13 protein-coding genes are annotated in these 13,132 nt (G+C 74.2%); 5 read left to right on the plus strand and 8 right to left on the minus strand.

What is annotated here, in order from left to right:
• Positions 1–15: 15 nt before the first annotated feature.
• The 3 genes from AB0A97_RS25865 to AB0A97_RS25875 all read left to right on the plus strand — a co-directional run bounded on the left by AB0A97_RS25865 (position 16) and on the right by AB0A97_RS25875 (position 3,929).
• Complete coding sequence (locus AB0A97_RS25865) at positions 16–900, plus strand: 3-keto-5-aminohexanoate cleavage protein (protein WP_361154265.1); 885 nt, start codon at positions 16–18, stop codon at positions 898–900.
• A gap of 19 nt (positions 901–919) precedes the next feature.
• Positions 920–2,299, plus strand: coding sequence for an OFA family MFS transporter (locus AB0A97_RS25870; RefSeq protein ID WP_361154267.1), 1,380 nt, complete (start codon positions 920–922; stop codon positions 2,297–2,299).
• A gap of 187 nt (positions 2,300–2,486) precedes the next feature.
• Positions 2,487–3,929 (plus strand): amidase, encoded by a 1,443-nt coding sequence (locus AB0A97_RS25875; RefSeq protein WP_361154270.1) that lies wholly within the window; start codon positions 2,487–2,489, stop codon positions 3,927–3,929.
• Positions 3,930–4,020: 91 nt separating this feature from the next.
• Here AB0A97_RS25875 and soxR read toward each other — a convergent pair whose 3' ends face one another.
• From soxR to AB0A97_RS25895, 4 genes are all read right to left on the minus strand, one after another.
• Positions 4,021–4,668, minus strand: coding sequence for a redox-sensitive transcriptional activator SoxR (gene soxR, locus AB0A97_RS25880; protein WP_361154273.1), 648 nt, complete (start codon positions 4,666–4,668; stop codon positions 4,021–4,023).
• Between the two features lie 101 nt (positions 4,669–4,769).
• Positions 4,770–5,231, minus strand: a complete 462-nt coding sequence (locus AB0A97_RS25885; RefSeq protein ID WP_361154275.1) for a MaoC family dehydratase — start codon at positions 5,229–5,231, stop codon at positions 4,770–4,772.
• Positions 5,232–5,434: 203 nt separating this feature from the next.
• Positions 5,435–6,061, minus strand: a complete 627-nt coding sequence (locus AB0A97_RS25890) for a TetR/AcrR family transcriptional regulator (RefSeq protein WP_361154277.1) — start codon at positions 6,059–6,061, stop codon at positions 5,435–5,437.
• A gap of 112 nt (positions 6,062–6,173) precedes the next feature.
• Positions 6,174–7,325 (minus strand): acyl-CoA dehydrogenase family protein, encoded by a 1,152-nt coding sequence (locus AB0A97_RS25895; protein WP_361154280.1) that lies wholly within the window; start codon positions 7,323–7,325, stop codon positions 6,174–6,176.
• Positions 7,326–7,431: 106 nt separating this feature from the next.
• Here AB0A97_RS25895 and AB0A97_RS25900 point away from each other — a divergent pair, with 106 nt between their 5' ends.
• Positions 7,432–8,079: a TetR/AcrR family transcriptional regulator C-terminal domain-containing protein gene (locus tag AB0A97_RS25900; protein ID WP_361154282.1), complete on the plus strand. Its 648-nt coding sequence runs from the start codon at positions 7,432–7,434 to the stop codon at positions 8,077–8,079.
• 83 nt (positions 8,080–8,162) lie between these two features.
• Complete coding sequence (locus tag AB0A97_RS25905; RefSeq protein ID WP_361154285.1) at positions 8,163–9,173, plus strand: urea transporter; 1,011 nt, start codon at positions 8,163–8,165, stop codon at positions 9,171–9,173.
• Here AB0A97_RS25905 and AB0A97_RS25910 read toward each other — a convergent pair.
• From AB0A97_RS25910 to AB0A97_RS25925, 4 genes are all read right to left on the minus strand, one after another.
• The gene (locus tag AB0A97_RS25910) at positions 9,170–9,424 is read right to left on the minus strand and encodes a hypothetical protein (RefSeq protein ID WP_361154287.1); all 255 of its coding nucleotides are present in this window, start codon (positions 9,422–9,424) and stop codon (positions 9,170–9,172) included. The two genes, AB0A97_RS25905 and AB0A97_RS25910, sit on opposite strands and share 4 nt — an antisense overlap.
• 153 nt (positions 9,425–9,577) lie before the next feature.
• On the minus strand, positions 9,578–10,660 hold the full coding sequence (locus AB0A97_RS25915; RefSeq protein ID WP_361154290.1) for a Zn-dependent alcohol dehydrogenase: 1,083 nt from the start codon (positions 10,658–10,660) through the stop codon (positions 9,578–9,580).
• Positions 10,661–10,774: 114 nt separating this feature from the next.
• A complete protein-coding gene (locus AB0A97_RS25920) occupies positions 10,775–12,193 on the minus strand; it encodes an aldehyde dehydrogenase family protein (protein WP_361154292.1) in 1,419 nt (472 codons plus the stop codon).
• Between the two features lie 139 nt (positions 12,194–12,332).
• Entirely contained in the window at positions 12,333–13,103 is a 771-nt protein-coding gene (locus AB0A97_RS25925) for a class I SAM-dependent methyltransferase (protein ID WP_361154295.1), read from the minus strand.
• Positions 13,104–13,132 lie beyond the last annotated feature (29 nt).

Here is a 13,132-nt window from a genome sequence, read left to right on the forward strand (position 1 = left end):
GTCATGCTCGTGGGCATGGTGCAGGTATGCCTCAACGGCTCTCGGGACGCCGCCGGTTCCGGGGTGGTGCCGATGGTCCCGGAGGAGCTGGCCGATGCCGCGGGGAAGGCGGTCGCGGCCGGCGCCCGGGACATCCACGTCCACCCCAGGTCGCCGTGCGGACGGGAGTCCCTCACGCCCGGTGTGCTGACGCCGGTGCTGGAGGCGGTACGTGCCGTGGTGGACGTGCCGGTGGGAGTCACCACCGGCGCGTGGGCCGAGCCGGACCCGGAGCGCCGGGTGGCCTGGGTACGGGCCTGGCCGGTGCTGCCCGACCACGCCTCGGTGAACTGGCACGAGCCGGGCGCCGAGGCGGTCGCCGCCGCTCTGCTGGAGCGCGGTGTCGGCGTCGAGGCGGGCATCTGGTCGGGTACGGACGGCGCGGAGCGTTTCGCGGTCTCGCCGCTGGGGCCGCGGGTGCTGCGGGTGCTGGCCGAGGTCATGGACCCGGGCGCTTCGGCGCGGGAGACGGCGCGCGGCCTGCTGCGCGCGCTGGACGCGTACGGCGCGCACGGCCGCCCGGTGCTGCTGCACGGCGAGGACGGCGGGGCCTGGCCGGTGCTGCGGCTCGCCGGTGAGCTGGGCCTGGCCACCCGTATCGGCGTCGAGGACACCTTGCTGCTGCCGGACGGTTCGCCCGCGGCCTCCAACGCGGAGCTGGTGCGGGCGGCGCTGCGGGAGTTGGCGCGGGCGCCGTCGGAGTGCGGTACGGCGGGCGGGAGCGGCGACGGCGTGCGCGCCGGAGAAGCCGGAGAAGCCGGAGGAGCCGGAGCAGGCAGAGACGCCGGAGCGGGCAGGGCGCTTTCCTGCGGGAACGACGCAGGTCCCGGTGGCCGCGGCACTCTTCCCCGGGGTAGGTGAACGATGTACGTTCCGCGTCATGCGCGCGCCCGCCCGTTCCCGTACCGTCGCGCCGCCGGGGTGGAGCCGCTGGCTCGTGCCGCCCGCTGCGCTGTCCATCCACCTCGCCATCGGCCAGGCGTATGCCTGGAGCGTGTTCAAGCCGCCCTTGGAATCCTCGCTCCGGCTGTCCGGCACGGCCTCCGCGCTGCCCTTCCAACTGGCCATCGTGATGCTGGGGCTGTCCGCCGCGTTCGGCGGCACCCTCGTCGAGCGCAACGGCCCGCGCTGGGCGATGTCCGTCTCGGCCGTCTGCTTCTCCTCGGGCTTCCTGGTGGCGGCGCTCGGCGCGGCCACCCGGCAGTACTGGCTCGTCGTCCTCGGCTACGGCCTCATCGGCGGCATCGGCCTGGGCATCGGGTACATCTCCCCCGTCTCGACGCTCCTGAAGTGGTTTCCCGACCGGCCCGGCACGGCCACCGGCATCGCCATCATGGGCTTCGGCGGCGGTGCCCTGATCGCCTCACCGTGGTCCGCCGGGCTGCTGGACACCCTGGGCCGGGACTCCTCCGGCATCGCCCGTACGTTCCTCGTCATGGGGCTGGCGTACGCCGTCTTCATGACGCTCGGCGTGCTGCTGGTACGGGTTCCGCCCACCGGCCCGCACACCCCCGGTGCGGGCCGGGCGGCGGCCGCGCCCCGCCCGCTGGTCACCACCGCGCAGGTCTCGGCCCGTAACGCCGTGCGGACTCCGCAGTTCTGGTGTCTGTGGGTGGTGCTGTGCACGAATGTCACGGCGGGGATCGGCATCCTGGAGAAGGCCGCGCCGATGGTCTCCGACTTCTTCGCCCGCGGCTCCGCGCCGGTGAGCGCGTCGGCCGCCGCGGGTTTCGTCGGGCTGCTCTCGCTCGCCAACATGCTCGGCCGGATCGTCTGGTCGGCCACCTCGGACCTGGTGGGCCGCAAGCACGTCTACCGCCTCTACCTGGGCGCCGGCGCGCTGACGTACCTGCTGATCGCGCTGGCAGGCGACGCGTCCACACCGCTGTTCATCGCGTGTGCGGCCGTCATCCTGTCGTTCTACGGCGGCGGGTTCGCCACCGTACCGGCCTACCTGAGGGACCTGTTCGGCACGTACCAGGTGGGAGCGATCCACGGCCGGCTGCTCACCGCCTGGTCCACCGCGGGCGTCCTGGGGCCGCTGATCGTCAACGCCGTCGCCGACGCGCGCCGCTCGGCCGGGCACACCGGCTCCGACCTGTACACGACGTCCTTCTTCATCATGATCGGTCTGCTCGTCGTCGGGTTCGCCGCCAACGAGCTGGTGCGGCCCGTGCATCCCCGGCACCACGAACCGCCGCCCGCCGCGCCCCGGCCGGCGGACACCGCGCCCACCGCGCCGAAGGGAGCCGCTCCGTGACCGCCCGCCGTACCGCCCTGCTCGTCCTGGCCTGGCTGTGGGTGGGCCTGCCGTTCGGGTACGGCCTTTACGAACTGGCCCTGAAACTGAGACAACTCTTCACGGGATGAGGCCACGCACGACCTCCACCGGACCGGAAAACACCGAGTCCCGGCCTGACCACCGGCACACGCGAAGGCGGACGTCCATGGCAGAACTGCACGACCTGACCGCTCTGGAGCAGGCCGTGGGGGTGCGGACCGGCGAGCTGTCCCCCGTCGAGATCACCGAGCACTACCTCGCCCGCGCCGAGGAACTGGACGCCACACTCGGCGCGTTCCTCACCCGCACCCCCGACCTCGCCCGCAAACAGGCGGCGGACGCGGAGGCCGCGGCCTCCGCCGCGCGCCGCGAGGGCCGGGAGCTGCCGCCCCTGCACGGCGTGCCCGTACCGGTCAAGGACCTGAACCAGGTCGCCGGTGTGCGCTGCACGATGGGGTCACGGACGCTGGCCGGCCAGGTGGCGCAGATGGACGACCATGTCGTCACCAAGCTGCGCCGGGCCGGCACGATCCTGCTCGGCAAGACCAACACCCCCGAGTTCGGCCTGCCCTGCTACACCGAGAACCTCCTCGCACCGCCCGCCCGCACCCCGTGGGACCTGGAGCGTTCGGCGGGCGGTTCGAGCGGCGGCGCCGCCGCCGCGGTGGCCGGCGGGCTGGCCCCCGTGGCGCACGGCAGCGACGGCGGCGGCTCCATCCGCATCCCGGCCTCGGTCTGCGGCCTCTACGGCATCAAGCCGAGCCGCGGGCTGATCAGTTCGGGGCCGCTGCTCCACGACGTGACGGGCGTGGGCATCTCGGGCCCGCTGGCCCGCACGGTCGCGGACGCCGCCGCGCTGCTGGACGCGATGGCCGGCCCGATGCCCGGCGACCCGTACGCGGCCCCCGCGCTGCCGCCGGGCGAGACGTACACCGCGTACGCCGGGCGCGACCCGGGACGGCTGCGCATCGGCTGGCTGACCGACGTGCCCTTCCCCGGTACCGAGGTGCACCCGGACTGCCGGGCCGCCGTCACGGAGACGGCCGCGCTCCTCACGGACCTCGGCCACCAGGTCGACGCGCTGACACTGCCCGCCGACGACAGCTCCCGGCTCGCCTTCACCCGCGTCTGGTCGGTGATCGCCGCCGGCCGTCCGGTGCCGCCACAGGACGAGGCGGACCTGATGCCGCTGACCCGCTATCTGCGGGCGCGTGGCGCGGAGATCCCGGCGGTCGAGTACGCGCGTGCGCTGTACGCCTTCCGGATGCTGGGGCAGTTGTTCGCCGATCAGGTGATGCCGCGGGACGGCGGTTTCGACGTGGTGCTGACCCCGACGGTCGCCCAGCCGCCGCCACGCGTCGGTGAGCTGCGCAACGACGCTGACCCGCAGGCCGAGTTCGCCGCCGTCGGCGCCTTCACCCCGTACACGCCGCTGTACAACGCCACCGGGCAGCCCGCGGTGAGCATTCCGCTGCACTGGAACGCGGCGGGCCTGCCGATCGGTGTCATGCTCGGCGGGCGGTACGGGGAGGACGCGACGCTCGTCGCGCTCTCCGCGCAGTTGGAGGAGGCGCGGCCGTGGGCGGGCCGCAAGCCCGAGGTGTGGTGATCCGGGTGCGGTGACCCGGAGTGCGGTGGCCGGGATGTGGTGCCCTGGGGTGCGGTGCTCCGGGGCACGGTGACCCGGGGCGCGGTGAGCCTCAGCGGCGCGCGCAGCGGTCCCCGTCCCGCGCGCCGGCCGTACCGGCCACGCCGCCCCCACCCGCCGTACCGGACTCTTGCGTCCCGCCACCCCGACCGCCACTCCGACCGCCACTCCGGCCGCCGTCCCGGCGCCCCTCCCCCGCCCCGCTCCCGGACGCGCCACCGCGCCCCCGGGACGGCCCGCCGGTCCGGTCCACACGCAGCCGCCGCGCACCCGGGCCCTGCTCGCCGAGTTCGTCGTACGGGTTCGACAACGCGCAGTTCTGGAGGGACAGGCAGCCGCAGCCGATGCAGTCGGTCAGCCGGTCGCGCAGCTCGACGAGCTGGGTGATGCGCTCCTCCAGCTCCTCGCGCCAGACCTCGGAGAGCCGGGCCCAGTCGTCCCGGTTGGGCGTGCGTTCGTCGGGCAGTTCGGCGAGCGCGTCGCGGATGACGGCGAGCGGGATGCCGACCCGCTGGGCGGCACGGACGAACGCGACCCGGCGCAGCGCGTCGCGGGTGTAGCGGCGCTGGTTGCCCGCGGTCCGGGTGCTGCTGATCAGTCCCTTGGACTCGTAGAAGTGCAGGGCGGAGACCGCCGCGCCGCTCCGCGCGGAGAGCTGGCCGACCGTGAGCTCGTGGACCTTGTAAGGAAGCTGGGGCACGGCACAACCCTAACCGTGGGCAGGCCCGGGGCTGCGGGGATGCGCCCGGCCACGGGCGGCGCGGGCGCCCGGCCGGCGGCGGCGCGGCGGCCGGCACCGGGTCAGAGGTAGAAGCGGCTGAGCGTCTCCGCGACGCAGACCGGCTTCTCGCCGCCCTCACGCTCGACGGTCACCGTCGTCGCGAGCTGCACACCGCCGGACACCTCCGTCACGCCCGCGATACGGGCCGTCGCCCGCACCCGTGAGCCGACCGGGACCGGAGCGGGGAAGCGGACCTTGTCGACGCCGTAGTTGATGCCCATCTTGACGTTGTCGACCCGCAGCAGCTGCGGTACGAGGGCGGGCAGCAGCGCCAGTGTGAGATAGCCGTGCGCGATGGTGGTGCCGAACGGCCCGGCCGCGGCCCGCTCCGGGTCGACGTGGATCCACTGGTGGTCGCCGGTGGCGTCGGCGAACAGATCGATCCGCTTCTGGTCGATCTCCAGCCAGTCACTGGTGCCGAGGTCCTCGCCGACCGCGTTCCGCAGTGCGTCGAGCGAGCCGAACACCCGGGGCTCTGCCATGTCCGTATGCCTCCTCAGGCTCCGCAGACGCGGGCCGTGCCATCGGCCCGCCACCAACTAAGCGCTTGCTCAGCATGTGCGGCGAGCCCTCCCGTGTCAATGCCCTCCGGCCCCCACGGCCCCGGCCGCCCGTTCCGTCCCCGCCCCGGCGCACCCGCTCCCACCGAGGCCGCCCTCACCGGCCCCGCCCACCGGACCCGGCCCTACGGCCGCGCACCGACCATCCGCAGCACCAGCCCGGCGTACAGCTCGCCCACCTCCTCGGGCGTACGGGCGCCCTCGGCCGAGAACCAGCGGGCCACGTCCACACACAGCGACAGCACCGCGAGCGTCGTGCCCGGCACGTCGCCGACCGTGAACTCCCCGGCGTCGGCACCGTCCTGCAGGATGCCGCGCAGTGAACGGTCGGTACACCGCCGCAGGCCGGCCACGTGCGCGTAGTGCTCCTCGCTCAGCGCCTGCAGCTCGTACTGGATGACCCGGGCGGTGGTGTGGTGCCGGGCGTGCCAGCACGCGAAGGCGCGGACGGCGGCGGCGAGCCGCTCGGCGGGGCCGCCGTCGGCGCCGGCCGCCTCCTCCATGATCCGCAGGGCCTTCTCGTGGCCGATGCCGCTGATCCGGAAGAGCAGTTCCTCCTTGGTCCTGTAGTGGATGTAGAGCGCGGCGGGGCTCATGCCGGCCCGGCCCGCGATGTCGCGGGTGGTGGTGGCGTGGTAGCCGCGCTCGGCGAACGCCTCGACGGCGGCACGGACCAGACGGCGGGCCGCTTCCGGGGACACGTCGGCCCAGTCCTCCGCCGAGCCGTCCGCCTGCTCCGCCTCCGTGACCATCGCGCACCCCGATCCTCGGTCCCCCGCGGACCATCCGCGACGGACCGAACACCTTACCCCGCCGGTGAGCAAGCGCTTAGAACCGCCGGGGCGGGGCGTGCGGACCTCGCGGTCAGAACGCCGACACCCCGGTGAGGGCCCGCCCGATGACCAGCTTCTGGATCTGGCTGGTGCCCTCGTACAGGGTCATCACCCGGGCGTCGCGCAGGAGCTTGCCGACCGGGTACTCGTCGATGTAGCCGTAGCCGCCGAAGACCTGGAGCGCGTTGTTCGCGGCGCGTACCGCCGCCTCGGAGGCGAACAGCTTCGCCTTGGACGCCTCGGTGGCGAACGGTTCGCCGCGGTCGATCAGATCGGCGACCCGCCAGGTCAGCAGGCGCGCGGCGTCCACGTCGACGGCGATGTCGGTGATCAGCTCCTGCACCAGTTGGTGGTGGGCGATGGTCCGGCCGAACTGCTCGCGTTCCGTGGCGTGACCGACGGCGGCGTCCAGTGCGGCCTGTGCGATGCCCACACAGCCGGCGGCGACCGACATCCGGCCCTTGGCCAGCGCCGACATCGCAACGGAGAAACCTTTCCCCTCCGGGGCCAGCAGGGCGTCGGCGGGCACCCGCACATCCCGCAGCACCAGTTCGGCGGTGGCCTGGCCGCGCAGCCCCAGCTTGCCGTGGATCTCCCGGCGCTCCAGACCCGGCGTGTCCGTGGGGACGAGGAAGGCGCTGATCCCCTTGTGGCCGGGGGCGTCGCCGGTACGCGCGAAGAGCAGCACCACGTCGGCCCAGGTGCCGTTGGTGATGAACATCTTGCTGCCGTCGACGACGTAGGAGTCACCGTCCCGCACGGCGCGGGTGGCCAGGTTGCCGGCGTCCGATCCGGTGCCGGGCTCGGTCAGGCCGAAGCAGCCGATGGCCTCACCGGAGGTCAGCGGCGGCAGCCACCGCCGCTTCTGCGCCTCACTGCCCCAGGCCGCGACCGTCTTGGCGACCAGGCCCAGGGACACGGAGACGATGCCGCGCACCGCGGAGTCGCCGCGGCCCAGTTCCTCGGTCACCAGCGCGTAGGTGAGGTGGTCGCCGCCGGAGCCACCGTACTCCTCGGGGACCGTCAGGCCGAGGAAGCCGACCTCGCCGAGCTTCTTCACGATGCCCCGGTCGACGCGTTCGGCGCGGTCCCAGGCGGCGGCGTGCGGTGTGATCTCGCGGTCGACGAAGTCCGCGGCGAGTTGCCGGGCGGCAGCCTGCTCCGCGCTGAGCTCCAGGTTCATCAAGACCCCTTGGGGAGGGTGACGGCAGCCGGACGGCCCGGAACAGCCGGACGACTCATTAACTACCACTGCTAGTTTTTGAGTGGCAGCCTCTACTATGTGCGGCATGGCCCGACCCCGCAAGCCCCTCCTGAGCCGGGAACGCATCGTCACCACCGCGCTCTCGCTCATCGACACGGAGGGCCTGGCCGCCCTGTCCACCCGGCGGCTGGCCGCCGAACTGGGCGTCAGCGGGCCGTCCCTGTACAACCACTTCACGAACAAGGACGGGATCCTGGACGCGGTCGCCGACAAGGTGGTCGCCGAGGTGGACGTCTCGGCCCTCGCCGCGGGCGCGGACTGGCGGACCGGCCTGCTGGCCTGGGCCCGCTCCTACCGCGCGGCGCTCGCCGCGCACCCCAACATCGTCCCGTTCCTCGCCCAGGGCCCCGGCCGTCGCCCGGCCGGCCTGAAGATGGCCGACGCGGCCTTCGGCGGCATGGTGGAGGCCGGCTGGCCACCGGCCCAGGCGACCCGGATCTGCGCCATGGTCCGGTACTTCGTCGCGGGTTCCGCGCTGGGCTCCTTCGCCCACGGTTTCGTGGACGACCCGAGCGCCTACGACCCGGCCGACTACCCGCACCTGGGCCAGGCCCACCTGCTCGCCGAGCATCAGCAGCGGGTCGACGAGGGGGCGTTCGAGACGGGCCTGCTGGCCCTGGTCGACGGGCTCGCGCTGCGGCACCCGCGATCCGGCCCGCCCCCGCACAGGTAGCTGTAAGGTACATCCGCCCGGGTGGTCCCGGTGCGGAGCGCGTACGGCCGACGGCGCGCTCCGGGTGCCTGAGGGGAGACGACGTGCGAGACCCGATCGCCACGCTGCGGGACCGGGCCGCCCCCTGGTCCCGGCGCCCCGGCCCCCGTTACCTCCGCCACGTCCTGCGCGGCCAGGCCCAGGTCGACTTCCTGCCCAGCGCGGTCACCGGCGCGGTCTTCTCCCTCGCGCTGTTCGCCGCGGGCTGGGCGTACGGCCTGTACGGACTCCTCGGCGCCGCGACGGGCACCGCCACGGCGCACCTGCTCGGCGTGGACCGCGCACGGATCACCGCCGGACTCGAAGGCTTCAACGCCTGCCTGGTGGCCGTCGGTTCAGCCGTCTTCCTCGGCGCCGGACACCTGTCCACCGCCCTGCTCGCGGTGGGCGGCAGCGTGCTCGTCACGGTCGTCACCGCCGCCGTCGCACGCGTCCTGGGAAGCCGGCAACTGCCCACGCTCACCCTCCCGTTCTGCCTGGTGGCGAGCGCGCTGACCCTCGCGGCGCCGGGTTTCACCCGCCTCTGGCACCAGGCCGCACCCCCGGCGGCCCTCCCCCAGCCGGCCGGCCCGCCGACCGCGCTGTCGTTCACCGACCTGTGGCACGGGCTGTTCGCCAACGCCGCCCAGATCTTCTTCATGCCGCAGTGGTACGTCGGCGCCCTCTTCCTCGCCGGCATCTTCGTCGCGAACCGTACGGCGGGCGCGATGGCGGTCGTCGGCAGCGCGACCGGGACCGCCACCGCCTGGGCTCTGGGCGCCCCGGCAGCGCAGATCGCCTCCGGCGCGGCGGGCTACAACGCGGTGCTGGTCGCGATGGCACTGTGCGGGGTGTTCCTGCCGGCCGGCTGCCGGACCGCGGCGTACGCGGTGACGGGAGCGGCCACCGCGACCGCACTGACCCCGGCCCTGACCGCCCTCACCGCCCCCTCCGGAGGCCACGCCTTCACCTGGCCGTTCGTCCTGGTCACCCTCACCTTCCTGGCGGCGGCGCCGGCGTTTTCGCGCCTGTCAAAAGCCGGCGCACCGGCGTCTGCCACACAGGACACCCCCTAGAACTGTTGCGCCTCCGCAGCCACGTACCGCCGCAGCCCCACGTACTCCAGCACCGCGAACACCGCCACCACCACCGCGCCGACCGCCAGGAACACGGTGCCCAGGGCGGTGAGCGGCAGCAGGCCGGAGGAGGTGAGGAGCAGCATCGCCACGAAGGAGAGGGTGTTGCCCGCGACGACCGCGGCGGCCGGGCCGGCCGGGATGCGCGGGTAGCCGGCGATCAGGGCGAGGGCCGCGGCGCCGCCCAGCATGGCGACGCCGATCGGCAGGGACCAGGCGGTCGGCAGGCCGAGACGACGATGCCGTCATCGGGGCGGCGCCTCAATGACCTCCCGGGTCATGGAACCGGTGCCCGCCGGTCCGGCGCGGTGTGGCGCCGGGCCGGAACGCGGTATGGCGCCGGGTCAGAAGACGACCAGAGCGCGGCCTCCCCTGCCCTCCCGCATCGCCTGGAAGGCGGCAGGGATGCCGTCGAGGGCGATGTGCTCGGTGACCATGGCGGACAGGTCGAGTGCGCCGCTGCGGACGTGTTCGGCGATGCGGGGCAGGTCGGCGGCCGGGTCGCTGTTGCCGTAGACGCAGCCGGAGAGCGTACGGCCGAAGTGGAAGAGTTCCAGGGCGGAGAAGGTGACCTGCTGGTCCCGGCCACCGATGCCGACGACGGTGGTGCGTCCGCCGCGCCGGGTGGACGACCAGGCCGTACGGATGGTGTCCGCCCGGCCCACGCACTCGATCGCGACGTCCGCGCCATGTCCGCCGGTGAGTTCGCGGATGCGTTTGGCGGTGTCGTCGGAGGCGACGAGGAAGGCGGTGGCGCCCGCGGCGCGGGCCAGTTCTTCCTTGGCCGGGGACACGTCCACGGCCACGATCGTGTCCGCCCCCGCGATCCGCGCGGCCTGGAGGGTGGACAGGCCCACACCGCCCACGCCGAACACCGCCACCGACTCCCCCGCCCGTACCCGCGCGCTGTGGTGCACGGCGCCCCAGCCGGTCAGCACGGCGCAGCCCAGCAGTGCCGCGTCGGTGAGCGGCACACCGGACGGCAGGGGCAGCGCCGCGCGGGCCGGGACGACCGTCTCCTCGGCGAAGACCGCGGTGCCGAGGCCGGGGTAAAGGTCGCTGCCGTCGGCGGCGAGCTTGGCGTACGGGATGCCCGCCGCCTTTCCGGCGTCGGCGCACAGCCAGGGCTCGGCCAGCCCGCAGAAGTGGCAGTTCCCGCAGGCGGGGGCCCAGTTCAGGACGACCTGGTCGCCGGGGGCGAGGGTGTCGACGCCCGCGCCGACGGCGGTGACGGTGCCCGCCCCCTCGTGCCCGAGGACGGCGGGCGCGGGCTGCCGCAGGGTCCCGTCGGACAGCGACAGGTCGGAGTGGCAGACCCCGGCCGCCGCCAGGCGGATGCGCACCTGGCCAGGGCCGGGCCCGGGCAGTTCGATCTCGGCGACCTCCAGCGGGGCGCCCACGGCGGTCAGTACGGCGGCACGGGTCATGCGGAGGTGGCTCCCTGGTCGGTGGGCGTACAGGTGCGTACGGGTACGGGGCGGTACAGGTACGGGCACGGGGCGGGTACGGCGGGCCCGGGTGGCCGTCCGGGCCCGCCGTGCTCAGAGCTGGAGGGACTTGGTCTGGAGGTACTCGCTCAGGCCGTGCGGGCCCAGTTCCCGGCCGATGCCGGACTGCTTGTAGCCGCCGAACGGCGCGAGCGGGTTGAAGCGCCCGCCGTTGATGTCGACCTGGCCGGTGTCCAGGCGCCGCGCGAAGGCGACCGCCTCGTCCTCGTCGCCGGCCCAGACCGCGCCGGCCAGGCCGTAGACCGTGCCGTTGGCGATCCGTACGGCCTCCTCCTCGTCCGCGTACGGCAGGACCGCGACGACCGGGCCGAAGATCTCCTCCTGGGCGATGGTCATGCCGGGTGTGACGTCGGCGAAGAGGGTCGGGCGGACGTAGTAGCCCCGCTCGCGGCCTTCGGGGGCGTCCGGGCCGCCCGCGACGACCCGGGCGCCCTCCTCGATGCCGCGCTCGATGTAGCCGCGGACGCGGTCGCGCTGGGTGGCGCTGACGACCGGGCCGAGGCGGCTGGCGCCGTCCAGCGGGTCGCCCGGCACGTACTTGGCGATGGCCGCCGCGGCCAGTTCCAGGGCCTCGTCGTACCGGTCGGCGGGGACCAGCAGCCGGGTCCAGGCGCTGCACGTCTGTCCGGAGTTGGCCATGACGTTGGCGATGTTGACGCCGACGGCCTTGCCGAGGTCGGCGCTGGGCAGCACCACGTTGGCGGACTTGCCGCCGAGTTCGAGGGCGCAGCGCTTGACGGCGGCGCCGGCGATGGCGCCGACCTTCTTGCCCACGGCGGTCGATCCGGTGAAGGAGACCAGGTCGACGTCCGGGTGCTCGGCGAGTGCCTGGCCCGCGACCGGGCCGCGCCCGGTGACGAGGTTGAAGACGCCGGCCGGCACGCCCGCCGCGTCCACGCACTCGGCGAAGAGCTGGGCGGTCAGCGGGGTGTCCTCGGCGGGCTTGAGGACGACCGTGCAGCCCGCGGCGAGCGCCGGGGCCACCTTGGCGACGATCTGGTGCAGGGGGTAGTTCCAGGGGGTGATGGCGCCGACCACACCGACCGGTTCGTGCAGGACGGTGGAGGTGCCGATCTTCTCCTCGAAGGCGTACGAGGCGGCCAGCTCGGCGTACGAGCCGGCCACCATGACCGGGACGGCGGCCTGCACCGCCTTGCTGAACGCCAGCGGCGCGCCCAGCTCGGCGGTGATGGTCTCGGCGATCTCCTGCGCGCGCCCGGCGAGCTGGTCGCGCAGCGCGGTCAGCCGGGCGGCGCGTTCGGCGGGCGCGGTGCGGGCCCAGCCGGGCAGGGCGGCGCGGGCGGCCCGTACCGCGGTGTCCACGTCCTGAGCGGTCCCGGCGGGGACGGTGCCGATGATCCGTTCGTCGGCCGGGTTGACGACGGCGATGGTGTCCGGCCCGGCGGCGGGCCGCCAGCTCCCGTCGATGTACATGGCGTCACGCTGCTTCACGTCGTCACCCTCCCGTGCCTGCTGCTGTCCCGTGAGCCCGAAAGTACTCGCCGGGCCAAACTAGCGGTGGTAGTTTTTCGGCGCCAGCCCCCTTACCGGCCATACCGGAAGCCACCGGTCCGCGCCCGGGGCCCGGGGCTCAGCGGCGGGCCGTCAGCAGCGGCTGGAAGTAGCCGCCGTCCTCCGGCTCGTGCCAGACCAGGCGCTCGAAACCGGCGGCCGAGACGAAGGCGCTGACCTGGTCCCGGGTCAGCGCCCAGGAGGTCGCCCGCCGGCTGCGCACCTCCCAGGTGGCGCCGCGCGGCAGCAACTGGATGAGGTCGAAGTCGTAGTGCTCGCCGTCGTCGTGCCACTCCCACAGTTGGAGCGTGACGGCCCGGCCGCCGTCGGGAGTGCGGGTGACGCGGGCCGGCAGCACCTCGCGGCGTTCGCTGCGCGCTTCCTCGTAGGCGCGCATGCCGAGCAGGAGCTGACCGCCGGGGCGCAGCACCCGCCGCATGGAGCCGAGGGCCGCGCGCACCGACTCGGGGGTGATGAGGTGCGCCAGGGAGTTGTCCGCGCACACCACCGCGTCGAAGAAGGCGTCGCGGAACGGGAGGTTCCGCATGTCGGCGGCGGCGGTCGGCAGGTGCAGGCCGCGGGCGGCCGCCTCGGCCGTGGCGCGGCCCGCCGCGACCGGGCTCAGATCCGTGCCGGTGACGGCGTGCCCGGCCGCGGCCAGCCCGAGGGCCTGCGTGCCGATGCCGCAGGCGCAGTCCAGGACCCGGTGCGTCCGGTCGCCGAGCGCGGCGCGCAGGTGGCCGTCGAGGGCACGGCCCTGCTGGGCCACGGCGGCCGACCAGTCCGGGTACAGCAGGTCGTACGTCGGGGCGAGCTGGTCGAAGAACCGTGCCAACGGCGGGTCCGGCATGGGGCCACGATAGTGCGGCGGGTGCGGTT

Source organism: Streptomyces sp. NPDC045470, assembly GCF_040646595.1.
Taxonomy (GTDB): Bacteria; Actinomycetota; Actinomycetes; order Streptomycetales; family Streptomycetaceae; genus Streptomyces.